At 59.4% G+C, this 25,430-nt stretch carries 23 protein-coding genes and 2 pseudogenes; all 25 read right to left on the bottom strand.

The genetic code is table 11. The features are described 5' to 3' along the window. Window positions 1-188: 188 nt before the first annotated feature. Window positions 189-1,589 carry an aspartate kinase gene (locus H1Y01_RS14875; RefSeq protein ID WP_180541295.1) on the bottom strand — a complete coding sequence of 467 codons (1,401 nt, stop codon included), beginning with the start codon at window positions 1,587-1,589 and terminating at the stop codon, window positions 189-191. Then, window positions 1,586-2,251, bottom strand: a complete 666-nt coding sequence (gene cmk, locus H1Y01_RS14870) for a (d)CMP kinase (protein ID WP_180541294.1) — start codon at window positions 2,249-2,251, stop codon at window positions 1,586-1,588. Before cmk ends, H1Y01_RS14875 begins: the two co-directional genes overlap by 4 nt. Window positions 2,252-2,294: 43 nt before the next feature. Continuing rightward, window positions 2,295-3,530: a hypothetical protein gene (locus H1Y01_RS14865; protein ID WP_180541293.1), complete on the bottom strand. Its 1,236-nt coding sequence runs from the start codon at window positions 3,528-3,530 to the stop codon at window positions 2,295-2,297. 50 nt (window positions 3,531-3,580) lie between these two features. After that, window positions 3,581-4,285: a hypothetical protein gene (locus tag H1Y01_RS14860; RefSeq protein ID WP_180541292.1), complete on the bottom strand. Its 705-nt coding sequence runs from the start codon at window positions 4,283-4,285 to the stop codon at window positions 3,581-3,583. Next, window positions 4,282-4,905, bottom strand: a complete 624-nt coding sequence (locus tag H1Y01_RS14855; protein WP_180541291.1) for a GspMb/PilO family protein — start codon at window positions 4,903-4,905, stop codon at window positions 4,282-4,284. The genes H1Y01_RS14860 and H1Y01_RS14855 overlap by 4 nt, the downstream gene beginning before the upstream one ends. Continuing rightward, on the bottom strand, window positions 4,889-5,455 hold the full coding sequence (locus H1Y01_RS14850) for a PilN domain-containing protein (RefSeq protein ID WP_180541290.1): 567 nt from the start codon (window positions 5,453-5,455) through the stop codon (window positions 4,889-4,891). The genes H1Y01_RS14855 and H1Y01_RS14850 overlap by 17 nt, the downstream gene beginning before the upstream one ends. 3 nt (window positions 5,456-5,458) lie before the next feature. Further along, a complete protein-coding gene (locus H1Y01_RS14845) occupies window positions 5,459-6,364 on the bottom strand; it encodes a hypothetical protein (RefSeq protein ID WP_180541289.1) in 906 nt (301 codons plus the stop codon). A 2-nt stretch (window positions 6,365-6,366) separates the two neighbouring features. Continuing rightward, on the bottom strand, window positions 6,367-7,989 hold the full coding sequence (locus H1Y01_RS14840; protein WP_180541288.1) for a GspE/PulE family protein: 1,623 nt from the start codon (window positions 7,987-7,989) through the stop codon (window positions 6,367-6,369). A gap of 338 nt (window positions 7,990-8,327) precedes the next feature. Next, window positions 8,328-9,440 (bottom strand): alpha/beta hydrolase family protein, encoded by a 1,113-nt coding sequence (locus H1Y01_RS14835; protein ID WP_180541287.1) that lies wholly within the window; start codon window positions 9,438-9,440, stop codon window positions 8,328-8,330. Next, complete coding sequence (locus H1Y01_RS14830; protein ID WP_180541286.1) at window positions 9,437-10,114, bottom strand: methyltransferase family protein; 678 nt, start codon at window positions 10,112-10,114, stop codon at window positions 9,437-9,439. Before H1Y01_RS14830 ends, H1Y01_RS14835 begins: the two co-directional genes overlap by 4 nt. A gap of 175 nt (window positions 10,115-10,289) precedes the next feature. After that, window positions 10,290-11,498 carry a type II secretion system F family protein gene (locus tag H1Y01_RS14825; RefSeq protein WP_180541285.1) on the bottom strand — a complete coding sequence of 403 codons (1,209 nt, stop codon included), beginning with the start codon at window positions 11,496-11,498 and terminating at the stop codon, window positions 10,290-10,292. Window positions 11,499-11,506: 8 nt separating this feature from the next. Beyond that, on the bottom strand, window positions 11,507-12,172 hold the full coding sequence (locus H1Y01_RS14820; RefSeq protein WP_180541284.1) for a LolA family protein: 666 nt from the start codon (window positions 12,170-12,172) through the stop codon (window positions 11,507-11,509). Window positions 12,173-12,285: 113 nt separating this feature from the next. After that, the gene (locus H1Y01_RS14815; RefSeq protein ID WP_219341569.1) at window positions 12,286-12,630 is read right to left on the bottom strand and encodes a gamma-butyrobetaine hydroxylase-like domain-containing protein; all 345 of its coding nucleotides are present in this window, start codon (window positions 12,628-12,630) and stop codon (window positions 12,286-12,288) included. Next, window positions 12,627-14,849: a RelA/SpoT family protein gene (locus H1Y01_RS14810; RefSeq protein WP_180541283.1), complete on the bottom strand. Its 2,223-nt coding sequence runs from the start codon at window positions 14,847-14,849 to the stop codon at window positions 12,627-12,629. The genes H1Y01_RS14815 and H1Y01_RS14810 overlap by 4 nt, the downstream gene beginning before the upstream one ends. Before the next feature lie 93 nt (window positions 14,850-14,942). Then, window positions 14,943-17,084, bottom strand: coding sequence for a S53 family peptidase (locus tag H1Y01_RS14805; protein ID WP_180541282.1), 2,142 nt, complete (start codon window positions 17,082-17,084; stop codon window positions 14,943-14,945). Between the two features lie 493 nt (window positions 17,085-17,577). Further along, the gene (locus H1Y01_RS14800) at window positions 17,578-18,387 is read right to left on the bottom strand and encodes a tetratricopeptide repeat protein (RefSeq protein WP_180541281.1); all 810 of its coding nucleotides are present in this window, start codon (window positions 18,385-18,387) and stop codon (window positions 17,578-17,580) included. Then, entirely contained in the window at window positions 18,387-18,806 is a 420-nt protein-coding gene (locus H1Y01_RS14795; protein ID WP_219341568.1) for an ExbD/TolR family protein, read from the bottom strand. The genes H1Y01_RS14800 and H1Y01_RS14795 overlap by 1 nt, the downstream gene beginning before the upstream one ends. Before the next feature lie 48 nt (window positions 18,807-18,854). Continuing rightward, a complete protein-coding gene (locus tag H1Y01_RS14790; protein WP_180541279.1) occupies window positions 18,855-19,307 on the bottom strand; it encodes a biopolymer transporter ExbD in 453 nt (150 codons plus the stop codon). Between the two features lie 127 nt (window positions 19,308-19,434). Next, window positions 19,435-20,181: a MotA/TolQ/ExbB proton channel family protein gene (locus H1Y01_RS14785; protein WP_180541278.1), complete on the bottom strand. Its 747-nt coding sequence runs from the start codon at window positions 20,179-20,181 to the stop codon at window positions 19,435-19,437. A gap of 66 nt (window positions 20,182-20,247) precedes the next feature. Then, the gene (locus H1Y01_RS14780; protein WP_180541277.1) at window positions 20,248-20,994 is read right to left on the bottom strand and encodes an energy transducer TonB; all 747 of its coding nucleotides are present in this window, start codon (window positions 20,992-20,994) and stop codon (window positions 20,248-20,250) included. A 74-nt stretch (window positions 20,995-21,068) separates the two neighbouring features. Continuing rightward, on the bottom strand, window positions 21,069-22,280 hold the full coding sequence (gene secF, locus H1Y01_RS14775) for a protein translocase subunit SecF (RefSeq protein WP_180541276.1): 1,212 nt from the start codon (window positions 22,278-22,280) through the stop codon (window positions 21,069-21,071). Between the two features lie 98 nt (window positions 22,281-22,378). Further along, window positions 22,379-23,986: a protein translocase subunit SecD gene (secD, locus tag H1Y01_RS14770; RefSeq protein WP_180541275.1), complete on the bottom strand. Its 1,608-nt coding sequence runs from the start codon at window positions 23,984-23,986 to the stop codon at window positions 22,379-22,381. A 126-nt stretch (window positions 23,987-24,112) separates the two neighbouring features. After that, entirely contained in the window at window positions 24,113-24,421 is a 309-nt protein-coding gene (yajC, locus tag H1Y01_RS19745) for a preprotein translocase subunit YajC (protein WP_257644461.1), read from the bottom strand. A 162-nt stretch (window positions 24,422-24,583) separates the two neighbouring features. After that, window positions 24,584-24,754: pseudogene (locus H1Y01_RS20115) on the bottom strand (type II toxin-antitoxin system PemK/MazF family toxin); the annotation flags it as partial. Window positions 24,755-25,175: 421 nt separating this feature from the next. Further along, window positions 25,176-25,430 (bottom strand): annotated as a pseudogene (locus H1Y01_RS14755) (hypothetical protein); the annotation flags it as partial.

The following is a 25,430-nucleotide window of genomic DNA, read 5'->3' as shown; positions in this document are numbered from 1 at the left end:
CCCGCGCCGCCAAACCAAAGAGGAACTAGTGACGCCTGGCGGCGCGGGGCGCGCTCCGTTTTGCGCGAGTTCCTTAGAAGACGAGGGCGGCGGATATCTGACGGCGAGACCGTTGAGGAGGCGATCGCGAATGGGCTCGAGGCTCTGCGCGATTGCCTCGAGGTATTCAGGCACAAATAGCCCCCGACTCATAAGTGACACTCCGCATGAACAGCCCGCACGGCCTTCTCTAACCCGCGCCGCCTCACTACGATCGCAATCGTAAGTTCGCTGGAACCTTGCGCGATGGCGATGATGTTGACTTTCTCGCGGCTGATCGCGGTAAAGACGCGGCCGGCTAAGCCCGGCGTCCCTCGCATCCCTTCGCCTACAACGGCCAGAAGCCCGACGTCTTCATCGACCTCGATCGGGTTAACATAGCCATGCGCGATCTCCAGCGCGAGCGCGGCTTCCAGCGCATCGAGCGTCGTCTGTAACTCACCGGAGCGCACCAGGAAGCAGAAGCTTTGGCGGTAGCTCGATCCGGAAATCGCGAGGACTTCGATGTTCGTGCGCGAAACCGCATCGAGAGCGCGCGCCATTACCTGGACGCCTGACACCACCGCGCTGGAGGTTTCGAGCGAGATCAGCGCCACGTTGCTCATCGAGGTTACGGCGCGCGCGCCTTCCGACGTTGTTAGTCGGCCGACGATCCGCGTACCGGGCTTCTGGGGCGCGAAACTGTTCTTACTCCAGACCGGAATTTCCTGATCGACTAATGGCGCGAGGGTGCGCGGATGCAGAACCTTCGCGCCATTGTAGGCAAGTTCGGCAGCTTCGCGGAAACTGACTTCGGGCAGCACCTTCGCGTCGGGAACCAAACGCGGATCGGCCGTCATGATGCCGTCGACGTCCGTCCAGATCCATAGCTCTGCTGCGCCGAGCGCCGCGGCCAAGATCGAGGCTGAGAAGTCGGAGCCGCCGCGGCCGAGCGTCGTCGGGCGGCCATCCAGCGTGGCCCCGTTGAATCCCGTCACGACGGGGATCGTGTGGGCTGCTAGAAGAGAATCCACGATCGCATGGGCCCGCTTGGTGGTGTGCTCCATGACGGGCGATGCGTTCCCGAAGACGGCGTCGGTGACGATCATCTCCGCGCCGTTGCAAGCGGTCGCGTGCGTTCCGATGGTGTTCAAATGCGCGGCGAGGAGCACACTGGAGAGGCGTTCGCCGATGGCGACGGCTTCGTCCACCGAGCGTGCAGGCCGGTCGCCCAGCATCAGCATTCCGTTGACGATGCGCTCGAATTCGCGGATCAGGGAATCGATCTCCCCTTCGATGAGCTTCTCCTCGGCCGCAGGTAGCAATTCCCGCGCGGTCTGTACGTGGCGTTGCCGGATCTGCGATATGTTCTGCTCGACGACGGAGCGGTCATCCGCTTCCGCGTGCTTCATGGTGTCGAGCAGCAAGTCAGTCACGCGCGACATCGCGGACACCACCACCAGAACGTCGCGCTGTTGATGCGCGTCACGAATGAGTTGGGCTGCGGCGCGCATCCGCTCGGCGGAACCCACGCTGGTCCCACCGAACTTCATGACCAGCAGATTGCTCAAGAATGCTCCTTGCCGTTGCTGGTGCGGGCGCGGACCATCTTGAGGATCTCCTCCTCGACTTCTTCCAGCGTCAGATCGGTGGTGTCCAGGTAGAGCGCGTCGGGAGCTTGCGCGAGCGGCGAATCGCCGCGAGTCTGGTCGCGCCGGTCGCGTTCGGAGATCTGCTCGCGGACGCTCTCGAGATCGGCGCCCGCTTCGGTTGCGCGCCGGCGGGTGCGTTCGCCGGGATCAGCATCCATGTAGATCTTCAACCGCGCATTGGGGAAAACGACCGTGCCGATATCGCGCCCTTCCATGACGACGTTTTGCGTTTCGGCCAGCGCGCGTTGTTTGAGAACCAGAGCGCGGCGAACGGCCGGCACGGCTGCAACCTGAGAAGCGGCGGCGGAAACATCTTCGGCTCGGATCGCGAGCGTGACATCCTCGCCGTTGAGGATCACCAGGTCGCGAGTGGAATCGAGCTGGATGTCGGCGGCTTGCGCGAGTTGATCGAGCCGGTGCATGTCGCTTAGCTCGACGGACTGACGGATGGCCCACAGAGCGACGGCGCGATACATGGCGCCGGTGTCGATGTAGGTGTACCCGAGGCGACGGGCGAGGCGGCGTGCGATGGTGCTTTTACCCGCGCCTGCCGGGCCGTCAATTGCGATGACAATCGCCATGGCTGGGGGGCAAGGATCAGGATAGCGTAGCGACGGGTTGCGGTTACTGATTGGTCGGGGACGAGCCCGTACCCGTGCCGCCTGAGTTCGAGCCGGCACCGGCCCCGCCCGTGTTATTCGAATTATTTCCAAACGAATTGCCAAACGAGGAACCGCCCGCGCCGTTGCCCGCGCTACTGCCATTGAGGCCCGTATTATTGCCGTTGGTGGTTCCCGTATTCGCACCAGAGGCATTCACCGCCAGACCCGCAGCCTTGGCAACGTCCTTCGAGTAGTCGTAAATGAATTCCCACTCGTTGTACTTCTGGTGATCGTTGTAAATCTTGATCGAAGGGCTTTCCGACGTGCTGGCGACTCCGGCAAAACTGCCCGCGAGAACTTGCCCTGGGCTGCTACCGCCGGCCGAACTCCCGGCACTGCTTCCGAATGAACTGGTCCCCGCAGTCGCATTGGTCGTATTCGATGGGGCTGGGAACGCGCTATTATCCCCACCGTTGGCATTATTGCCGAAGATTCCGGGAGGTGGTCCACCGGGTCGCGGGCCAGTCAACATCTGACCAATCATTGCCGCGGCGCTGGTCCCGTTTTGGCCGGAGCCCGCGGATGGGGGCTGTAATGCGCCCGGGTTTGTATTCAACGATGGCGGGGGTAGGACCGAATTCCCGGGCCCGTTGAGACCCGGATCCGCGACCAGAGCGCCACTCGATGGGCCCGAGTTCGGAAGTCCATTGTTGCCCTGCCCAGGATTGGAAAAGGAACCGCCGTTAAAACCCGCGCCGTTGCCGCCGTTCTGCATGGAAGGATCGGGTGGGAAGGGCGAATTGGGATCACCCCCGCCGGGACCGCCGCCATCGCTGGGGCGTCGTCGTAATCCCGGGTTGATGGCTTGCGCGTTGCCTGCGCCGGTATCGCCGACCGGCCCCAGTTCCGTGATGAACGTGTTCGGCGCGGACGCCGGCGCCGTTGTCGTCTGCTTCTTCTGCGTCAGCGAATCGGTGAACACGCCGCCGGGCCCCACATGGATCAGGCGCCATTCGTCCTTTCCGGTCATCGGGTCTTTGTAGCGCTGCCGGAGGAACCGGATGTTATTCGTGTTTTCCAAATCCTCCATCTTGACCGGATAGCGGCCCGTCTTGCGGTAGTAAAGCTGAATGGCCCGCTTATACTGCTCTCCACGGTCGATCAGGAGTTGTTCTTTATCACGCTCGGCTTCGAACGCGACGCGCGGCATCGCCTGATAGAGCGTCAGCGCGAGAATTGCCGCGACCAGGAAGATCATCAGAAGCGCGTAACCCTCTTCGTGCGGAGGTCTTGCAGTGGGGCGCGTCATCATCCGGCGGGGTCGGGCGTCAACGGAACCGTTTGCTGGTTGTTGTTGAATTGCGTGTCTTCAAAAGTGACCGAGTTTACGCCGATTTTGACCAGCTTGTAGCGGCGCTTGACCATGTCGCCTTCGCCGGCCAAGATGATGTCTTCGCCATCCAGGAAGAAAGCGCGCTTGCGTCCGTTGGATCTTGGTGTCGCGAAGCCGTAATATTTGAGCGTAATCGGCGGCGGTCCGGGGGGCGGGGGTGGAGTCGTCGGCCCTGGAGGCGTGGGCGGGATCGGATGTCCCTTCCCGTCAAGTTTGATTCCCGCCACATGCGGCAAGGGACTTGGATCCGGCGGCTTGGGAACGTCGCCAAAAGTGAAGATATTGCGTTGCCCAGTAGAGTCCACATCGACGCCCTGCACTTTGGCGAGCAAATCCAAACGTAGTGTGGGGTCCACGTTGTTCGGATCCGCTTTGCCCGGCACGATATCGGGATTAAATTCGCCTCCGCGATGCTGCGCCCCGCGGCGGCTAAGCACCCGCCGGGTGTCTGCGGCGTTCGGCTGCAGTACGGTTCCCGGCGCCGCCGCAACAACATGCGCATGCGTATTCGCGGAGCTGGTCTCGCCGCCTGAAAATACGTTCGTCCAAAGAACGTAGACAGCCACAGCCCCCAGCCCGCTGAGGATCAAAATCTTCTTGCGATCGGCTCCGAAATTCATATCTCCGATCCCGTATCGCCGCGAACGAACGTATTCAGTTTCAGCACCGTGAGGAGTCCTTTTCCGCTCGCCTGAGGCGATGCCGCCAGGGATTCGATAATCAGGAACCGCGGGCTCCGATCCAGCAGATTGATGAACTTCAACAGGTTCGGATAAGTTCCTTCAAACGACGCGGTAATGGTCATCATGCTTAAATCATCCGAACCTTTAACCGGCTCCAGCGGGGCGATCGTATTTTCCTTCAGGGTAAGATCGGTACTCTGCGCCGCTTTTTGGATTTCGGAAACGATCGTGGAGTAAGTGGTCCGGCGCGGCGTCATGTAAAGCGACAGGAATTGATCGCCTTCACCTTTCGCTTTGCCGATCTTTACCGAAATCTGGCGTTTCCGGACGAGCTGCAGCCGTTGCGCCGCAACCGAAGCCTGGGTATCCGCGAGCTCATCGCGCAACTGCGCGGGCGAGGTTCCGAATAGGTGAAACGCGAATGCCGCGGCTAGTAAGTTGGCGAGGACAAGCAATCCGACAATCCCTCGCACATAGACGCGCGGCTCACTCCAATCGGCGCCGCGCACGACGGAAGTTAGCGAACCAATGTTACTGAGACTAAAGCTTCTGGGCATAGTTCACACCAATGCGATAGCGGTACAACGGGTCGGTTTGCGATGGCGGCTGGATAACCGATACGGTCGCATCCCCAAACAAATCGGAACTTTCAAGCCGGGTTACGAACTCAATAATCGGCTGCTGCGATTCCGCACCAACCGTCATATCGAGAGCAATGTGATCGCGGTCATCCACCTGGGGACGGATGGAGACAATCCGCACATTAGGCGGTGCGACCTTGCCAAGGTCTTCAAACAAGCGCGTCCAACTGATGCCCTTTCGGTAGAGCAGACGGTTGATGAAGACGCTGCGGTCGAGCACGTCGGCGTTGCCTGCCATCCGCAGCTGCGCGTCGAGTTTCGATTGTTCGGCGCGCATGACGCGCATCTGATGGTCGAGGCTGTCGAGCGCCATCCTGTCGTTCTGCATCGCGCGGCGGTCGGTAACGATGATCGAGACAAGCAGGGCGAGCGTGACCGCCAGCACCGCGGCAATCGCCGCCGATGTGATCACAACCAGCCGGTCGCGGCGAAACGGTTCGGAAGCCAGATTGATCTGAGGAGACATGGGTTAGGCAGCTCCTTTCAAATAACCGCGAATACCGGTATCCGCGCCGCCAAGCACCAGCACGGGAACTTTGAATTCATCGGGAAACGTTTCCAGAGCTTGCGACTCCATGGAGCCAAAGCCGGCCAGATACAACTGTTCAGCCCCGCGCCCCAGATTGTCTTCCACATAGACGAACGTTTGAAACAAGTGACCGGCGATTTCATCGAGCGGTGAGGCCGTTTCCGCGAGAGCGATCGACCGCGTCAGTTTCAAAATCCGGTCTTGTTTCACCAAAACGGTGAGTACGACCCCGCTCAGTCGAGCGACGATCGAGATGCCGCGGTGGTCGACCAAACCAAGGCAAGCCAGCGATGCCAGCGTCACCAGGCCCGGCTCAAACCCGGCATTGCGAAACGGCGCTTCGTAGCGCTGGACGATCTCCGGCGGCGTAGTGGCTACCACGACTTCGCGGCGCACTTTCGCGCCTTTCGCGGGAGTTCCGGTGGGCGCAGCGGCTTCCTGAGTCCAGTAACTCAACGCCGCGGTATCGATATCGAACGGCACGCTGCGTTTGAGGCGGGCGCGGATCAGAGCGCGCTGCTCGTCGTGATTGTCGGGCAGATCGGAGAATTCGAGTACGGTCACGTGCGCGGAGTTATCGGGCAGCAGAACGGCCGCGGTTCGCTGTTTGCGGCGGCGTCCGGTGGAGGGGGCGAGCCGGTAGACGGCGGCCTGCAGCGGCTCGGGAAGCGCAATGTTGTCGTGTAGGGGCGACGGCGAGATCACGCCCGGTCCCAGCGGGGCGGACTCGATGGAGTTCGCCTGGCCGGAGCGCGCCATACGCACGGCGTCCGTCGCGATCTCGAACACGACTTCGGGCGGCGGATCTTTCAGATACCGGGTGAGAGAACGCAGGATGTCCGGCATGCTTACCCTTCGATGAACGTCACCTTATTGATTTCCTTCAACGTGGTGATGCCTGCGCGGACTTTGTCTACAGCCGATTCACGAAGAAAGGTCATGCCTTGTTCGCGGGCCAGCCGCTTGATTTCGGAGCTGGGACGGCGGTCCAGGATCAGCTCGCGGATCTTGTCGTTGAGATCCAGCAGTTCGTGGATGGCGCTCCGGCCGCGGAAGCCGGTACCCCCGCATTCAAAACAGCCCGAGCCTTCGAACATTTCCAGGTGCTGCCATTCCGCCGGATCGAGCCCGCTCTCGACCAGGAGCGCTTCCGAGGCTTTCACGGGCCGTTTGCAATGCTCGCAGATGACGCGCACGAGGCGCTGCGCCAGGATGCAATTCAAAGCCGATACGAAGTTGTACGGCTCGACGCCGATGTTCAGAAAGCGGCCAAGAACGTCGAAAACGTTGTTGGCGTGGACGGTGGTGAAGACCAGGTGGCCGGTCAGGGCCGAATTGATGGCGATATCGGCGGTTTCCTTGTCGCGGATTTCACCGACCATGATCTTGTCGGGATCATGGCGCAGGATGGAGCGGAGGCCGCGCGCGAAGTTCAACCCTTTCTTATCGTTAACCGGGATCTGGGTGATCCCTTTCAGCTGGTATTCGACCGGGTCTTCGATGGTGATGATCTTGTCTTCGTCGTTCTTGATCTCGCTGAGGGCGGCGTAGAGCGTGGTGGTCTTACCGGAACCGGTCGGGCCGGTTACGAGCACCATGCCATACGGCTCACTGATGTAACGGCGGAACTTGACCAGGTCCGAATCCGAAAATCCGACCACTTCGAGCGAAAGCTTGGCGAACTTTTCGCTCATCGATTCTTTATCGAGCACGCGGAGCACGGCGTCTTCGCCGTGGATGGTGGGCATGATCGACACGCGGAAATCGATCAGACGGTTCTTGTAGCGGACCCGGAAACGGCCGTCCTGCGGGACCCGGCGCTCCGCGATATCCAATTCGCTCATGACTTTGATGCGCGAAATGATGGTGGAATGCCAGTCCTTGGCGATGGGCGGCATGGCGTAGTGAAGGACGCCGTCGATGCGGTACTTGATGGCGACTTCCTGGTCGCGCGACTCGATGTGGATATCGCTCGCGCGCCGTTCGAGGGCGTTGAAGATGGTGGTGTCGACCAGCTTGATGACCGGAGCGATGTTGCTGTCGGCCGAACTCAGCTTCTCGATCGAAAGCGTCTCCTCGGAATTCTCGTCGCCGGTGACAACGTCGATCGTGAATCCTTCGGTTACATCTTCGAGGACGCGCTGGCTCTGCTCGGTCTTTTTGAGCAATTCCGAGATCTGGGAGAGCGTCGCGACCTTAACCCGGAGCTTCTTGTTCAGCAGCAGGCCGAGTTCATCGACGGTGCCCAGGTTGCGCGGATCGGCGAGCGCGATTTCCAGCGTTCCGTTACGACCCTGCAGCGGGACGAAGTTGTAGCGGAACATGAGATCGACCGGAATGTGGCGGAAAAGGTCGTGGTCGATCGGGGTATCGCGCAGGTCGACGTATTCGCAGCGGTAGCGCGCGGCGATGGTCTGCGCCTGGGCAGTTTCGCCAGTGGGGTCCTGTAGACGTCGATCGGTTGTTGCCATGAAGTCAGGGAGGGCCGTCGATTACGTGACTGGCCCTAATCAGATGACGCGCGGGGAGGGAAGAACGTTGAGAGGGGTATGCGTCATCAATGGAACCGCCACGCGCGACCGGAAAGACGAATGGAGTCGCGAGTGTGAGCGACCGGGTGATATCGGGAGACCGCTCCGTTACCGTCGCGGCTCGGTAATTGATGCCCGCGGCTCGGTAATTGATGCACCGCGGCTCGGTAACTGATAGACGCGTGGGAGGGAGGAACGTTGAGAGGGGTATGCGGCAAAAAAGGGACGCGCGGGGTATGGCCGACCCCGGGCGTCCCAAGTGGTTCAGGAGAAACGAACTAGTTGGTGCCCGTCGTGCAGAGATAGGGACTGGCCGCGAAGTAGGCCGTCGGGTCGGAAATCGGAAGTAGCGGGGTGACCGGCACTCCATTGCTCCACAGACCCATGTCGACCTGCGCAGTTTCGCCGTAGGCGTTCAAAGGGCCGTTGCCGAACACGTAATTGCAGTCCGTGCCGTAGACCGCGCAATTGGAGAGGGCGATGCTGAGCTTCCAGGTGATGTTGTAATCGCGGTCGTCCACCGAGTATGGACGCACGTCGTCTCGCAGTGTGTAGGTCAGCGGGAACCAGTGACTCATGAGCTGTTGCGGCGTTCCCGTCGTATCGGTGATGGCGAACAGAAACTGCTTGAACATCGGTGCCTGCGGCGCTGCCGTCCAAAACGTGACATTGTCGCACAAGTGTTCGGCTGTGCCTTGCGCGGTTCCGTCCTCATCGCCGTCCACAAAGATCACCATCGTGGACGGATTCATCTTCGCGGCATTGACGCTCTTGCCGAACGTACCCTGACCGGATTCGATCGCGAAGACCGCTGCCGGCTGCGGCATGCCGTAGTTCTGGTATCCCGCCGCCATTCCAATCGCGAGATCGCCGCCCAGAGAGTGTCCTGCAATTGTGTAGAGCGGCTTATCGTTGCTCCCAAGCATCGGCTGCACGCCGCCCAGGGTAGCTAACTCGCTGACTGCCGCGTTGAAAACCAGCCCGATCGCGGTCAGGTAGGAATTAAGCCCCGGATCGGCCACGGAATCATACTCCGGCCAAACCACGATGAAGCCCATTTGCGCCATTTGCGCCATCCAGACCAGGTACGGCTGAGGCGTGTTTCCGTCGTAGCCATGGATGAAGAGGATGATCGGCGCTGAGGCCGGCGTCCGCAGGGGATTGGGGTTGGTGGGACCTGGAGTGATGCCTGCCGGGGTGTAGATATAGTAGTCGTACCCCGTTCCGGCTGAATAACCCTTCACCGTATAAATCCCGCGTTGCACGGCTGTGTACAAGATGTCACTGCCGCCGGGACCGGTGGTCGGTTGCAGCGGGGCGGTGATGGGAGCGGCCGCGAACGCTGAACAAGATAACAGGAACAGGAGACCGAAGCCGCTGTTCACTTTCATAATTGCTTCTCCTTATTAAATGACGAACCAAAGACGGTTTGCGCGGCCGCGGCGCCTGGAGCATCGGCGGCGCGCTTGCGCTCGGGTGCCGGGCGGCCGTTGGGGACGAACCGGGGAGTCGAACGCATGTAGTCGCGATACTGATCGCCGAACGCGTCCAGCAGGACCCGCTCTTCTCCAGGGGTTCGGGCGAACATGACCAGCCCCGTGCAGAGAAGCCAGGCCGCGCCAATGAACCAGTTCGCGGTCATGAGCAGCAGACTGATGGAAAGCATGGCGATGGCGGTGTACATGGGGTGGCGAACCCAGCGATAGGGTCCTGCAATCACCAGCTGTTGATCGCTCTTAATCCGCACCAGAGGGCTGAAATTCGCCCCCAGCGTGTACTGGATCCACGCAAGGAAGACCGTGGCGAATGCAATCAGCAGCAGTCCGAGGTAGCGAAGCCATTCCGGGAAGGGAAGCGCGGCCCAGGCGACGGCGGGTTCGTAGAAAACGAATAGCAGCACACCGATCAGGGCGGGCAGGGTGAGCGCCATCTGAATGATGAAAATCGGGCCGAAAACCGTTTTGCCCTTTTCCCAGGTCTTCGCTCGAAAATGCGAAACGACACGCACGGCGAACAGCGCGAGCAGGCTCAGACCGACAATGATTTGCCACTTGTCGTTAAACATAACCATAAGACCAAACATAAGAACAGAACATAGGGTTTTAGCGCGCGTTGGCCGCACGACGCCTTAGCCACTCAACTACACGGGCTGACGTGAGGTTAGGGTTCCAATGTAGCAGGAATCCACGAGCCCGGCAATGAGCCCCCGGTACTGGACACGGAACCCGGAAGGGCGTGCGCTATTGAATCGTGTCCGCGAGCGAAAAGATTGGAAGATATAGAGCGATAAGGACAAACGCGACAAACGCGCCCATGAAAACCATGATCACGGGCTCGATTAAAGAGAGCGCTGCCGCCATTCGTGTAGAAACGTCATCTTCGTAAAATTCTGCAACGCTGTTCAGCATAGCGGGCAGCGCGCCCGTCGATTCGCCGACCTCGATCATGTCGATGGCGAGCGGCGGGAACATTTTAGACATCGCAAGCGCGGCCGAAAGCGCCTGGCCTTCGCGAACCATGCGGGCGGCGCGGTCCAGAATGCGGCGCAGCAGCGCGTTGCCGAGTGATTCGCCCGCCGTGTCGAGCCCCTGAACGAGCGGAATTCCGCCGGTTAGCAGCGTGCTCAGGACGCGCGCGAATTGCGCGACCTGGTACTTTACCCAGATTTCGCCGAAGAGCGGCAGGCGCATTTTGAACTTATCCATACGCTCCTGGCCGGCGGGAGTTTTTCCCCAGAAGTAGATAGCAACACCGATCAAGCCCACGGCGGCGAACCCGAGGAGAATATAGGAGCGCGCGGTTGAGCCGATCGCGATCAAAACCAGCGTGATGGTAGGCAGCTGCGCGCCCATACTCATGTAAAGCTGCGCGAAATTCGGCACAACGTAGGTCACCAGGAACACAATCAGGAGAATCGTCATCACAACCAGAACGGCCGGGTAAAGCAGCGAGACGATTACCTTCTTGCGAACGGCCTGAGAAAGCTTCTGATAGGTGATGTAGCGATCGAGAACTTCCGTCAGGCTGCCGCTCTTCTCGCCGGCCATGACGGTGGTGACGTAAATTTTGGGGAAAACGCCCTGCATCCGGAACGCTTCGGAGAGCAGCGTTCCCCGGCGGACTTCGTCCCGGACGCCGGAAATGTACGGCCCAAGCTTGGGGTCGGTCAGCCGCTCGCTCAGCAGGTCGAGCCCTTTCAAGATCGGCAGCCCGGCCCGAATCAGCGTGACGAATTGCTGGTTCAGGATCAGGAACCGCTCCATGTTGATCTTCTTCTTGCGGTGCGTGGAGCCCAGAACGGCCGCGCCGGCGCTGCGGGCTTTTACTGAATAGACCAGGAAGCCCTGCCGGGTGTATTTCTCGCGCAACTCCTGTTCGGAACCGGCCTGGGTGACCAACTGGTGCATTTCGCCGTTCGTATCGGCGTACTTGAGGATGAAGTCTGACATGGGGAGGGCTATCGCGTGTTGTCTTCCAGCGCCGCGCCGGCGGGCAACTTGAAAATGAATTGACCGGGGTCCAGACGGGCGTTCAGGACTTCGTTGTCGAAGGTGAAATCGAGGACGGAGAGATCGTCTTCGGTAACGCGCAGGCGCTTGATGCGCGAATCGGGCGTGACCAGGAATCCCACTTTGGAGTAAGGCAGGGCCGGCGAGTTGGGATCGACATCGATCCAGAGGTCCGGACCTTCGCCGCGCAGCTCGAATCCGCTGAATTCCTTATAGAAATTCAACTTGCCGAGCAGGAACGCGAGCGGCGCGTGCATGTCTTCCGTGTCCGTGGCGGCGGTCACTTCGACGCGCTGGGTGGTGGGCGTGTAGAGATAGAACCGCTTCCCATCGGACAGAAACATTTTGCCCGCGGGCGAGGAGTAATCCCAGCGCATCCGGCCGGGTTTGCGGAGGGTAAGTGTGCCGGACTCGGTCTGGCGAACTTTATCGCCCGAAATGTAGCTTTCGGTGAACTTGGCGGTGAGCGTGTGGGCGCTGTTGTAGCGCTTTTCGACGGCGTGGAGAACGCTATCGAGGCGCGGATCGCGCTGCGGCTTCGGCGCAGAAGGCCTTCCGAAGGCCAGGCTTGCGATGGCGAGGGACACGAGGACTACAGCGTGCGACAGCTTCACGTAGATTTGACGCGCGGCAGGCGTGATGCGTGCAGAGTACCCTCCCTCTCGGTCGGGCTCAGTGTCAGACTGGCCGTGAGCGCGGCGCTGCGATCCGTAAGGGAGGGTCCGCGCTACTGTGAGAGGCTCCGCAGGTGCGCAAACGAATAAATGCCGGTCGAATGTCCGTCGCTCCAATCGATCTTCAAAGCGTAATTCCCGACCGGTTCGACGCCTAAAATCCGGAGCTTGGGCGTGAAGAGCTTTAACGGATTTTCGGAAGTCTTGGCCCGCGGAGTCGTCCCGTGCGCTCCGGAGCAGGTGGCGCACGGGCAGTGATCGCGCAGATATTCGAGGCCGAACTGGCTCTTGTGTCCGTCTTTCCAATCGATGGAGATCCCGGTCGACTTGGAAATCGCGATGTGTTCGGGATCGGTCGATACACCCTGGTTCACACCCTGGTTCACAATGCTACTCACTGGAACAACCTCTCTACATCGCGAATGCCGGAAATGCGGCGCATGGAACTAACCAGCTTCTCTAACTGCTTTTTGTCTTTTACGTCGATCGTCATTTCGATCAGGGCGTCCGCTGTCGCGTCGATTTCCGTCTTCGCTTCGAGACTACGGATATTGGCATTCTCGCTCGAAAGGATGGAGGTTAGCTGGTTCAACAAACCGGGCCGGTCGTCGGTATGAACCACGAGGCGCACGGGCAACGGCGCCGACGCGGTCCCTTCCCAGGCAACATCGATCTTCCGTTCCACGTCGAACATCAGCTTCTGCACGTTCGAACATTGCCGCGAGTGGACCGCCACGCCTTTGCCGCGCGTTACATATCCGACGATGGCTTCGCCGCGGATCGGGTTGCAGCACTTGGCGCGGTAGACAAGAACCTCGTCAGCGCCGCTCACCTTGACCACGCCCTCGCCCCCCGGCTCACGCGGCTGATAGGGAGCCGGCGCGGGCGGTTCCGCCACAGGCTCGGGCTCGGCGACGCCGGGAATCATCTTCTGGAGCACCTGGCGCGCGCTGAAGCGGCCGAAGCCCAGAGCCGCGTAGAGGTCTTCCATCTTGCCGTAGCCATAATCGGCAGCGACGCTTTGCAGCTGTTCACGGGGTGCCCGGTTGAGGGAAACGCCGCAGCGCCGCGCTTCGCGGTCCAGATACTTTTGCCCGATCTCGATGGCCTTATTGCGCTCTTCGGCGTTGATCAGGTGCCGGATCTTATTGCGCGCTTTGGCGGTCTTGACGAACGAGAGCCAGTCGCGGCTGGGCTTCTGGTTGGACTGCGTGATGATCTCGACGGTATCGCCGTTCTGCAGCGTGTAGCGCAGCGGCACGGCCTTGCCATTGACTTTGGCGCTGTAGCAGGTGTTGCCGATATCGGAGTGAATGGCGTAAGCGAAATCGACCGGGGTCGCGTCTTTGGGCAGCGCGATCACGCGGCCGCGCGGCGTAAAAGTGTGGACTTCGTCCGCGTAGAGATCGACCTTCAGGGTGTCGAGGAACTCGGACGAGTTCTTCATATCCTGCTGCCACTCGACTAAGTGGCGGAGCCAGGCGATGCGCTGGTCGTCATCGCTCGGGCCGCGGTTGGGGCCGCCCGGCTTTCGGCCTTCCTTGTATTTCCAGTGCGCGGCGATGCCTTCCTCGGCAAGGCGGTGCATCTCTTCGGTCCGGATCTGCACCTCGAAATGCCGCCCTTCGGGTCCCACCACGGAGGTGTGCAGCGACTGGTAGAGATTGGGCCGGGGGATCGCGATGTGGTCTTTAATGCGACCCGGCACCGGCCGCCACTGGTTGTGGATCACGCCCAGGGCGGCGTAGCAGTTCTTTACGGAATCGGTAATGATGCGCAGGGCGAGCAGATCGTAAACCTGATCGATCGTGATCTTCTGGCGCTTCAATTTCTGGTAGACGGAATAGGCGCGCTTGACGCGGCCTTCGACCCGCGCGGGAATGCCTTCCTTGCGCAGTTCTTCCTCGACTGTGTTCTTGATGGAAGCCAGGAACGTTTCGTTGGCGAGGCGGTGCGCGTCGATGGAGTTCGAGATGTCCTCGAAGGCTTCGGGATCGAGGTGGCGGAAGGCGAGGTCTTCGAGCTCGCCGCGCACTTTTCCCATGCCGAGGCGGTGCGCGATGGGCGCGTAGATCTCGACCGTTTCGTGGGCGATGCGCTCCTGACGCTCCTTCGAAAGCGCTCCGAGGGTGCGCATATTGTGCAGGCGATCGGCCAGCTTGACGATCATGACGCGGATGTCGCTGACCATGGCCAGCAGCATCTTGCGATAACTTTCCGATTGCGCGTCTTCGGCGGAAGAGAAATCGAGCTTGCTGAGCTTGGTGACGCCGTCAACGCAGCGCGCAACCTCTTCGCCGAACTGTTTGCGAATCTCTTCGGATGTGGAGGCGGTGTCTTCCAGGACGTCGTGCAGCAGACCGGTTTCGATGGAAACGACATCCATCCGCATGGACGCCAGGATATCCGCGACGGCCAACGGATGAGACATGTAGGGCTCGCCGGAGGCGCGACGCTGGCCCTCGTGCCGCTCATCGGCAAAAGTGAAGGCGCGCTCTACGGGGGTGAGATCGTCATTCGGACGGTATTCGAGGATGTGGGCCCGGAGCTGGGCGAACGCGGCCTGAGTGAGCAGTTCGGGAGAAACATCGAGCTCAACCGGAAGAAGCGGGGCCACGTTTCTATTTTACGTTTTGGGAAATGGAGGATTACAAAGAAATGAAAAGAAGCGGCTGCGTTGCCACAGCCGCCTCGAGTTCAAGCGGAGTAATTACTGCGCGACGGCTTTGGCGTACGCGGTAATTAGGTTGTATACGTTGATGCTGCCGAGTCCCGTTGCCAGATCGTAACCGGTGGTTGTGCCGTAAGCCGGCTCGAAGGTCGTATCGGACGTCGATAGGTTTCCGTAACCGGTGGGGACGTAGCAATCGACCTTGCCTTTGCACGGCAGATCCATATCGCCCGAGGTCACGTCGTAGAAGATGCAGGTGGAAGCGACGCCGTTCCCGAGGTTGGAGTTGCAGGCGCTGGAGCCGCTGGCGCCGTATTCAGCAGCAGCGAGCTTGTAGTAAATCCCGTTGGGATTGCCCGACCGCTTGCCGGTTTTCTCGTTAATCAGGGACTGCACCGCGGCCATGATCGGAGCTCCGAAAGAAGTGCCGCCCGCGCCGGCCCAGGTGGAAGGAGCACCGGCGCACGACGTTCCGCCGCCACTAGGATCGGTATAGCAAACAGGATAATAGCTGCCGAGCCAACCGTTAGAGGCAAACAGCGATACATCGGGAATGTCGCGAACGCTGTCCGCCGGGATACCGAGAACGCCGGCCTGGAACTTCGGCTTCGCATAACCTTTGCACGTTCCGCTGACATAAGGAGGAGTAGACGGCGTACCGGTGGCGCAACCGCTGGGGCCGCCGCTGCCCGCCACTGTATTGGGGAAGCTCTGACCTGTCGAGGTGTTACAGAGCGAGCCCGCTCCCGTCTGAGGGTCGCCCAGGTAGGCAGCTACCAAGGCACTGGCGCAGCTATCGTTCCAGGGAACTTCGTACATGTAAGAGAGAGCCGACTCGTAGTACTTGGTGTTGGTGCCTCTCCAATAAGTACTGAAGTCATTATTGAACAAGGTGCCGAAGTCGGTGCCGCCTACGGAAACGTTATAGGGCGTGGTGGTAAACCCGCTTTCCGAGATTCCATACTTTGCGTACTCGCCGTTGCCGTCGAAGTGATCGTTACAAGCGGCGCCGAAATCGCCGGCGGCAACGAACACGGAGACGCCTTCCGTGACAGCCTGCTCGTAGGCCTTGTTGATCGCGGCGTTCTGCGTGGCGCCTAGCAAAGTTTCGCAAACACCGTAGCTCATGCTGATAATGGTCGGCGGCGTGGCGCTATTCACGAGATTCTGAACAGCGATGAAGAAGCCGTAGCTGGTGGTGGTTGGGCAGGAAGCGAGTTGGATTGTCGCGGCAGGCGCAGCGGCGAGCGCCCACTGGGTATCGACGGCCGCTTCGAAGTCGTCCCCGTTAACGCCGGGATCGGTGCAATTGTTCGTGCCGCTCGGCGGCGCGGGATGCACGGTCTTAAGGGTTCCGCCAAAGCTGCTCAAACCGAAGGTCGTTTGGAAGGTGGTGAAATCGCTCGTCGCATAAACATCGGTATCTTCGACGACGGTGATGGTTTCGCCTTTCCCGGTAAGCCCGGCCTTGTAAGCGGGTGTGAAGTTATAGATGGTCTGTAAGTCGCCGGGAGCAACCAAGTATTCTTCGTTGACTGTCACGGTGTAGTCAGGACGGCGCTCGACATTCGCGTGAGCCGGGAAGTTATTGAGCGAAACGACACCTACAACCGCGGGAGCGAGCGCGGCGGGAATCTTGGGATCGCTCATGTTGGCGATGTAGTGCTTCCCGTTCACGTTGAGATTATGGATCTCGGTCTGGAATGCCTGGTGGACCTGGCCCGCGGTTCCGGAGAAGTCGATCAGGATGCCGTTCGTATAGACGACATTGACAACGAAACCCTGGCTGGAGAGCCATGCGGTGACGGTGTTGAGATCCTGGGCGTTAAGGCCGAACTGGCTAAACTGCTCGGCGGTGAGCCAGTGGCCGTAGTTAGCGGAACTGGTGTCGTGTAACTGGTCGATCAAGGTGTCGAGGGCTTGTTGTTGCTGGGCCGAGCGCTGAAGTTGAAGCAGCATGTGCGGGAGTTGGAAACTGTCGGGGACTGCGCCGAGGTCATTGGCCGCGATCGCTTCCGGCCGCGTGTTGCCCGTTAAAGTGACTGTCTTAGCCGCGTTGACCGGTTGCGTGATTAGCACCGGCTTCCCCGCGGTTTGAGCGAATGCCGCGGCTCCGGTAAGGAGGCCGGCGGCGACGATTAGCAATTTCTTCGAATACTTCTTATAGAGGAGATTGAGCATGCGTGCTCAGCAGTATATCGCTTCGACACACAAGTTGTCCCGGACTTAGGAGTACTTTTTACACTTTGTTCACAATTGGGCCTAGGCGGTTTAGTAGGAAAAGATACAGAGGCCGCGACTTATTCGAAGAAGCTCGTATTTGTCCATTCAGAGTTAGGCGACGGATAGCCGCCGTCGCGGCTCGGTAACATCCGCGGTTTACTGAGTTCAAAGAGGAAAAGGGACGGTACAGCCCCACTCCGAGCCCGACCGAAAGGGAGGGTCCGGCTGGAGCCGCGCGCGGGTGACTAAGGCAAGGCGACCAGGGTCATATCCAGGCTCGCAATAACAAAGGGCACATTTTCCGTTTTCACCCGACGTGATGTCGTGATAATCGGCGGTGAAGGTATACATATCTCCGAGGTAAGCAAGAGCCTGGCCGGCGTGTGAAAAATAACAAAGGCGGCCTTTGGTTTCAAGCCGCCTTTGTGAGCTTTACGGATGTAAGTTGAAGTTACTCGGTCTTTACGCCATTGGCCGCTTCGGCAGCCTTCTTCTCAGCCTTTTCCTTCTTGGTTTCGAGAGATTTCTGCATCCAGTTGTTCGCCGACTCGATCGCCTTATTGTAGTCGTCCGAACCGTCGAGAAGGTCGGCCCGGTAGCGGATGAGCAGGTTCATATAAGCCATGGCATCGTCGTAGGTTGGATCGATCTGCAGGGCCTTCTCTTCATCCTTGATGCCCTCATCCAGAACTGGCATCCACTTGACCTTGAGTTCATCGCGCAGTTTGGCATCTTTGATAGGACCCGGAGCGTCCGGCGCCATCTTGGAATCGAGGCGCGCCTGCCGGTCAACCGGTAACCATTTCTGCCACGCGAGGACTCCCAAGGTATAGTACGACTCCTTATTATTGGGATCGAGCGCGATCACCTTGTGGTGCCATTCCGCGGCGTCATCGAACTTCTTCTCGTTGTAATAAAGGGAAGCGATGGATGAGGTGGCCAGCACATTCTTCGGGTCCTGGTCGAGCACTTTGTGGAACTCGTCCATGGCCGACTTGGCGTACTGCATATTGTCCGGAGATTCCGCGCCGGGGATGTACTGCATCTCGTAAGCGGTTGCCAGATAGAGCCGGGCCGTCGCGAAGTTCGGGTCGAGGTCTACGGCCGTCTTGAATTTCTCTACCGCATCGGAATACTTGGCGGCTTTGAAGGCCTGCACGCCCTGATTCAGGTTGTCACGGGCCTTCAGCTTCTCACAACCGGTACTCAGCATCATCACAGCGGCCAGGGAGGCCGCAAGTACGGCGTAGTAAACCTTCATTAGTGGCCTTCCTCCACTTTGGGGGTCATCAAGCCGACCTTGTCGATGTTCGCGCCATGCGCATGATCAATCGCGCGCGCCACCCACTGGAATTCGAGATCCGGATCGCCTCTGACGAATACCACGCGCTCGGCACGGGTCTTGAAGATATCGATCAGACGGTCCTCAATGCGGTCCTCGGGGATGTCTTCCTGGTTGATCTTCCAGTTATGATTCTTGTCGACCACAATGACGACCGTCCGGTCGTTATCCGGAGGAGGCGGTGCATTGGGCGGCGGCGGCTGCGGCGCCAATGCTTGCAGTCCCTTCGGAGAAACGGGCGAAATCGCCATGAAGATGATCAACAGCACCAGCAGAATGTCGATCATCGGAGTCATATTAATGTTGGCCTGAACTCCAGAGCCCCCGCCCACTGACATTGACATAGGAATTCTCCTTAACGAAAAGTCGTTTGCTGATTGAAACGCCTAGGTACCGGAAGTACTGCCGTTCGAGCCGCGCTTCTTTAGCATTTCTTCCGTAAGTAAGCCAAGCTGATCGACGCCCGCAGCCCGCAGGTTATCGACAACATCTTCGACCCGTTCGTACTTGGCACGCGCGTCCGCCCGGATAAAGACCGTCTTGTCCGCTTTATTGGTCAAAAGATCCTTCACCTTTTGCGGAAGTTGGTCGGGCTGGAGTCGCAGCATGCCCGGGCTTAGATAGACAGAGCCGTCGCGCGTGATCGCGACCGTGATTGCATCTTCTTTCTCGGCATCCGCCATCGTAATCGGGTTGCGCGTCTTAGCCATATCTACCTGGACGCCTTTGTTGAGCAAGGGCGTGATGACCATGAAGATGATGAGCACAACGAGCATAACGTCGACCATCGGCGTGACGTTGATCTCTGAGACTGGAGGTGGTGCCTTCTTTAATTCCATATTGTCCTCAAGCTCCTCGTTCGGTAATTGCGGCTAGCTCACGAAACTCGCGATTCGAAGGCGGCGGGCATTGAAACGCAAACCCGCCGCAACTCAACTCAACTCGCCCTCGGGAACCCGGCCGCGACTAAACGCCTTTACGGACGCCTGTTCTGGCCTGCGACTTCTTCAGGAAGTAGTCGACCAGTTCCGAGCTGGAGTTACCCATCTCAACGTCGAACGAATCGATACGGCCCGTGAAGTAATTGAACATCCATACGGCAGGCACGGCGACCAGAAGTCCGATAGCGGTGGTGACGAGGGCTTCCGAAATACCGCCGGCAATCGCGCCGATACCGGGTGACTTTTCAGCGGCCATCGTCTGGAACGCGTGGATGATGCCGATAACCGTTCCGAACAGACCGACGAACGGAGCCGTCGAACCGATCGTCGCCAGGCTCGATACGCCGCGCTTGAGCTCCGCGTGAACGATGGCTTCCGCGCGAACCAATGCGCGTTGCGACGCGTCGATTTCTTCACCCGATATTTCGGTGCTGGCCTGATGCGCCTGAAACTCCTGTAGACCGGCAACGACTACCTTGGCGAGATGACTTTTCTTGTAACGGTCGGCGATCTTCACCGCTTCATCCAACTTACCTTCGCGCAGCGCTCCGGCAACCGCCGGCGCGAACTGCCGGGACTGCTTCTTCGCCGCTCCGAAAGCCATTAAGCGATCGATCATAACTCCGATCGACCATGCCGACATGATGAACATGATAAATACGACCGTCCTGGCCAGCCAGTTCATCTGGTTCCAGAGCGATCGCGGATCCCAACCGGGCTGGCCAGCTTCCTGCAACAGCCAGAGTCCCCATACTTGCAACTGTAAAAGCATCGTCTTTTTCTCCTGCGAGTTGAGTTAGATATACCTAGAACTGCAAACCTCTGCTGTCTTCACAAACTACTGCCCAGCCAACGTGAAGTTCACGTCGATGGTGGTTGCTACTTCTACCGGCTCGCCGTTCAGCAGCGTCGGTTTATACTGCCACTGGCGCACGGCTTCTTCCGCTGCCTGCACCAGCAGCGGATGCCCGGAGATGAGAGTCAGATTCTCGATGGTCCCGCTCTTGGATATCATCGCCGAGAACCGGACAGTACCTGAAATACGCGCCTGCCGGGCCAGCGGCGGGTAGTTCGGCGTGATCTTGCGGATCAGGTTCGCCGCCATCACGTTGCCGCCGATGCGCTGAGGTCCGCTAGGCGCGACCTTCTTGGGAGGCGGCGGAGGAGGCGCGGCGCTCGGAAGGCCGCCGATGACTCCACCCAGAACACCGCCTGCCTGTCCGCCGGGAACGCCGCCGGCAACTCCGCCGACGACTCCAGCGGTGGGTGGCGGAAGGTCCTCTTCCTTGATCATCTTGATTTCTTTGGGGATGGTCTTAGGCGCGTGGAGTACGTTCAGATCCATCTGACGCGGAATGATCTTGACCTGTTTCACTGCCTGCGCCGGCGGCGGCGGAGGCGGCGGAGGAGGTGGCGGCGGCGCCACCAATAAGCTTGTCAGCTGACCCTGGGGCAGAGCCTCAAAATAGATCAGCGGAATGATCACCAGAACCGTGATGATCGCTATCTGCACGAGAAACGAGATAAAGATCGACGACGCTCGCTTCGCCGTGTCTCCGGTCTGCACAAAACTCTGCTCAAACATTGTGCCTCCAATCCCCCCTAAAACCCCGATTTACCTTCCTAACTCCACCTGCCCAAACAAAATCATTGCCAATACTATCGCGCGCCTCGCGCTCCGGCAACCGGCCTGTTTCGAACGGCCACCGGCGAACCCGGAGAGTTTTTCCGCCGTTTATCGGCCCAGTTTTGCCAGGCCAGCACGATCGGACTGGCGACAAATACCGAAGAGTAGGTACCCACTATAATCCCGATCACGAGCGCAAGTGAAAAACCGTGTAAAACCGGGCCACCGAACAAGAACAAGGCCAATACCGTCAGGAAGGTCAAACCCGACGTCATCACGGTCCGGCTTAGCGTTTGATTGACGCTGCGGTTGATGACGCCCTCCAGGCTTTCGCGGCGCCCCGAGCCGAGGCGCAGGTTTTCGCGAATGCGGTCGAAGATGACGATCGTATCGTTCATCGAATAACCAACCAACGTTAGCAGCGCGGCGATCACGGTCAGATCGATTTCCTTGTTCAACAGCGAGAAAACTCCGATCGTGATGATGGTGTCGTGAAACACCGCGATGACCGCGCCGAGTCCATAAATCCACTCGAAACGGAACGCTATATATATCAACATTCCGCCCAGCGCGCAAAGGGTAGCGACAACGGCTTGTCTTCTTAAATCCGCTCCGACCTTGGGACCGACAAAATCCGAGCTTCGCAAGGTAAACGGCGAAAGCGAGAATTGATCCCGAATCACGTTGAGGATTTGCGGCGTCATCCCCGGGACCGAGGAGAGCTGATTGTAGTCCGTAATCAAACCCGACCGCGGCGGCGCATCGCGAAATTGCCGGATGTCGTTTGCCAGTTTGGTCAACTGATCTTCGCCGAGGAAAACATTGGCCGATTGGAGCGGAGCGCGCAACCGGTTGGCGATATCCGACGAGCTGGCATTATTCAGATCCAGTTTTCCGTTGGCCGGCTGCCCGAAAGCGCCTTCGAGCGCGCTCATCACGCGGGCGCGCGTATTGCTATCCGCGCCTTCCGTGCCGATCGAAACCTCGTTCGTACCGCCAACAAAGCTTTGCACCGAGGCGCCTGAGCCGAGTTTCTGATCGATCACGGAACGGATCCGATTCATGGGCGGCGATTGCGCGAACTTAACCGTCGTCATGGTGCCGCCTTTGAAATCGATCCCATACCGCGGACCGCCTTTCACCAAAAGGCTCCCGAGCCCCGCCGCGGTCAGCACGAGCGAGGCAATAATGAAGGGCCATTTGCGGCCCAGAAAATCGAAGTTCGTTGCTCGAAAAAGTTCCATCCGGTTACTGCCTGCCCGGCGCTGACATCAGTTTAGACACCGGCGCGTTCTGTCTTGTTCCCGTTTCCGATTCGTTAGAAAAGCTATCACACATGATTTTAGATACTGACTGCCTTTACTTCCCGACCCGATAATTCGAAGTCGAAAATGGTCTTTGAAACAAACACCGCGGTGAAAACGTTGGCCAGCAGGCCGATCACTAGAGTCACGGCAAACCCCTTCACCGGACCGGTTCCGAACAGAAACAGGAACAGGCACGAAACGATGGTGGTGACGTGCGTATCGACAATCGTCCACCATGCCTTGCCGAAACCCGCATCCACTGCGGCTACGGGCGCTTTACCCGCGCGCAACTCCTCGCGAATGCGCTCGAAAATCAGCACATTGCTATCCACGGCCATACCGATGGTGAGGATGACTCCGGCAATTCCAGGGAGCGTGAGCGTCGCGCTGAAGTAGCCAAGCGCCGCCAGCAGGATGATGGTATTCAACAGCAGCGCGAGCACGGCGTTCACGCCGGATTTGCGGTAATAAAACAGCATCACGAAGACGACGGCGGCCAGGCCCGCGAGGCCCGCGATCAATCCCTGCTTGATCGAATCCGCGCCCAGCGAAGGCCCAACCACGCGCTCTTCCTCATACTTGATGCCCGCCGGGAGCGAACCGGAACGCATGACCAGCGAGAGGTCCGACGCTTCCTGCTGACTGCTGAGATTCGAAATGCGGCCGCTATCGGAAATCTTGGATTGGATCGTGGCCACGCTGCGGATCTGGTTATCGAGAATGATCGCGAGGCGATTGCCGATATTGGCTTCGGTGAACCGTTCGAAGCGCCGCGCGCCTTCCTGCGAGAGGGTGAAGTCCGCTTCCCACTTGCGCATTTCATCCTGACCCGCGCGCGCATTGCGCAGGTCCTCGCCGGTGACCACCGGGGAGCGGGACACCAGATACCATTGCGTGCCGCCCGGTGTGATCCAGGACGCCAGCTTGGTGTTCAGCGGGAGAATGCCGCCTTTCTGCTGCAGCACGGCCTCCTGGCTGGCGAACGGACCTTCTTTCACTTCATCGATTTCGAGCTGCGCGGCCTGCCCGATGATGTCCTTCACGCGCGCCGGATCGTCGATGCTCGGCAACTGCACGAGGATCTCGTAGTCCGCGTCCGCGCGGCCGCGCTGCTGTACCACCGGCTCAGTCAAGCCCAGCGCGTTCACGCGGTTGCTGATGGTCTGGATGGACTGCTCGATGGCGCGCCGCTTAATATCGATCAGCGAACTGGGCTTCAGGTTCAGCTTGTAATCGGTCGAGTTGACCGGGGTCAGATTCCATTCGGGCAAGCGCTCGGCGACCAGGGTGCGGAACTTGCCGGAACTCTGCGCGGGAACGCCGTGGACGTTGATCTGGATGCTATCCGCCTGCTCGATCGTCTGCGGATCGTTGCGATCGGTTCCACCGACGGGGATGTTCTCCTTGGACGCTTCCATCTTGAGCGACTCCATGGCGTGATCGGCGATGGTGCGCATGGCATCCTGCACCTGTACCTGAAGCACGAGGTGACTGCCGCCTCTGAGATCCAGGCCGAGGCGGATATTGTGCTGGAGATTCGCTTCGAGCTGCGCTTTCGACGTCGGGATTCCGATGATGCCGTAGATGCAGAGCAGCACCGTGGCTACGATAACGATCGTCTTAACCATCAAATTTCGTTGCATGACTTAAACTTCGCCTTCAATGTGTAGGGTATGGCTTGCCTGAATAACGGATGGAAGCAAGGAATCAGTGTAGCTGAAAGTATATCGCCGCGCGCTGCTTTATCTGGTACGATCACTCCGGCGCGGTCACTTTGGTGCGTCCGGCGGAACGACGCTGGCGACGGCGGCGCGCGAAACTTCCAGCTTGAGATTGTCCGGTTTGACGCGGATCACGAGGGTGTTCTTTTCCAGCGTCGTAATCGTGCCGACAATGCCGCCGGTGGTTACAACCAGATCGCCGCTCTTCAACGCATCGAGCATTTTCTGCTGATTCTTTTTCTGGCGCTGCATGGGCAGCACGACGAGCACGTACATCACGCCGATCATCAGGACCGGCAGCGCGAAGCTCAAGGAGTTGCCACTCATGCCCTGCAGGAGCACCGCGGCGCCGGGCATCGCGAAAGTTAAGATTGTCACGTTTGTTCTATTGTACGGAATCGGCTGGGAGAGGCAGAAAGGGATCACCCTGGGATCCCCTGCTTGATCCATGTGAGTGGCGTCAATAGCCGAGCCGGCGTAGTAGCCCGGCGGAGACCTTCTCAAACGCGTGTGGCTGGAGAACACCGTGATCTCGTACGGCGAACCCCTCAAAGCTGTGGTCTGAGGGACCATCGTCAAGAGCGCGCGGTCCGCTTCTCCGTAGGCAGCGCTGACAACTAGTGCGGACCTGACTTTGGCGGCCCTTCCGAAATCGCAGAGCCAAACTTCACCGCGGACGGGCGTAGCCATCTTCCCGGTCCAGCGACTCGAACAGCGTTATTGAAGCTGAGGCGATTTCCTCGTCTTCGATCGGACCGTGGTGTAACGGGGGGTGGTGTAACGGCGCTCCTGCTCCACGATCCCATCAACTTTCTTCGATGCCCAGCTTCCGAGCTTGGGCTTCGCCGTAAGCATAAAGATCCTGAAGTCGCTTGCGATGAAGATGCGTTTCGACGGCTTCGCACACGAACTCCTGGGGAGTGCGTTTCTCGCTCGCCGCAATCTGCCGAATGCGTGATGAAACCCGCTCCCTTACGGTCGGGGCTCGGTAACTGATTGATCAAGGGAGCGGATGACATAGCTCGCGGCCACGTCAGAAACGTGAAGAACAAACGCAATTTCGAGATTTCGTGGTCGTGTTCCTTGGGAGCCGCGCGCGTCAGCGAGCGGTTTACGCTTCACTCGAACGCGGGAACATCTTCGCCGGCAGCATCCCATAAATGATCGCCGCCGAGATCGGATGCACCAGACCCGCGGCCAGAAATATCGGTGCGTACGTAAAGTTCTGGACAACCCAGCCGGTCGCGAGGTTAGCGAGTATCCCACCGACTGCCCCGCCCGCACCTGACAGCCCGGTTACCGTTCCGACTTCGTGGTCTGCAAACAAATCCCCCGGAAGCGCCTGCAAATTCGATGTCCACAAACC

The organism is Nevskia soli (assembly GCF_903970205.1).
GTDB lineage: Bacteria > Acidobacteriota > Terriglobia > Bryobacterales > Bryobacteraceae > Bog-113.
The sequence above is the reverse complement of the archived record's forward strand: the minus strand, read 5'-3'. Positions and strand labels throughout refer to the sequence as shown.

Bases quoted from the DNA above. Each gene is read 5' to 3' on its own strand.
- yajC (WP_257644461.1), bottom strand. From the start codon at position 24,421: ATGCCCGGCGCCGCGGTGCTCCTGCAGGGCATGAGTGGCAACTCCTTG.
- H1Y01_RS14795 (WP_219341568.1), bottom strand. From the start codon at position 18,806: ATGTCAGTGGGCGGGGGCTCTGGAGTTCAGGCCAACATTAATATGACT.
- H1Y01_RS14840 (WP_180541288.1), bottom strand. From the start codon at position 7,989: ATGGCAACAACCGATCGACGTCTACAGGACCCCACTGGCGAAACTGCC.
- H1Y01_RS14865 (WP_180541293.1), bottom strand. From the start codon at position 3,530: ATGATCTTCCTGGTCGCGGCAATTCTCGCGCTGACGCTCTATCAGGCG.
- H1Y01_RS14855 (WP_180541291.1), bottom strand. From the start codon at position 4,905: ATGCCCAGAAGCTTTAGTCTCAGTAACATTGGTTCGCTAACTTCCGTC.
- H1Y01_RS14790 (WP_180541279.1), bottom strand. From the start codon at position 19,307: ATGGAATTAAAGAAGGCACCACCTCCAGTCTCAGAGATCAACGTCACG.
- H1Y01_RS14805 (WP_180541282.1), bottom strand. From the start codon at position 17,084: ATGCTCAATCTCCTCTATAAGAAGTATTCGAAGAAATTGCTAATCGTC.
- H1Y01_RS14860 (WP_180541292.1), bottom strand. From the start codon at position 4,285: ATGAATTTCGGAGCCGATCGCAAGAAGATTTTGATCCTCAGCGGGCTG.
- H1Y01_RS14835 (WP_180541287.1), bottom strand. From the start codon at position 9,440: ATGAAAGTGAACAGCGGCTTCGGTCTCCTGTTCCTGTTATCTTGTTCA.
- secD (WP_180541275.1), bottom strand. From the start codon at position 23,986: ATGCAACGAAATTTGATGGTTAAGACGATCGTTATCGTAGCCACGGTG.
- H1Y01_RS14845 (WP_180541289.1), bottom strand. From the start codon at position 6,364: ATGCCGGACATCCTGCGTTCTCTCACCCGGTATCTGAAAGATCCGCCG.
- H1Y01_RS14850 (WP_180541290.1), bottom strand. From the start codon at position 5,455: ATGTCTCCTCAGATCAATCTGGCTTCCGAACCGTTTCGCCGCGACCGG.
- H1Y01_RS14800 (WP_180541281.1), bottom strand. From the start codon at position 18,387: ATGAAGGTTTACTACGCCGTACTTGCGGCCTCCCTGGCCGCTGTGATG.
- secF (WP_180541276.1), bottom strand. From the start codon at position 22,280: ATGGAACTTTTTCGAGCAACGAACTTCGATTTTCTGGGCCGCAAATGG.
- H1Y01_RS14780 (WP_180541277.1), bottom strand. From the start codon at position 20,994: ATGTTTGAGCAGAGTTTTGTGCAGACCGGAGACACGGCGAAGCGAGCG.
- cmk (WP_180541294.1), bottom strand. From the start codon at position 2,251: ATGGCGATTGTCATCGCAATTGACGGCCCGGCAGGCGCGGGTAAAAGC.
- H1Y01_RS14785 (WP_180541278.1), bottom strand. From the start codon at position 20,181: ATGCTTTTACAGTTGCAAGTATGGGGACTCTGGCTGTTGCAGGAAGCT.
- H1Y01_RS14830 (WP_180541286.1), bottom strand. From the start codon at position 10,114: ATGTTTAACGACAAGTGGCAAATCATTGTCGGTCTGAGCCTGCTCGCG.
- H1Y01_RS14825 (WP_180541285.1), bottom strand. From the start codon at position 11,498: ATGTCAGACTTCATCCTCAAGTACGCCGATACGAACGGCGAAATGCAC.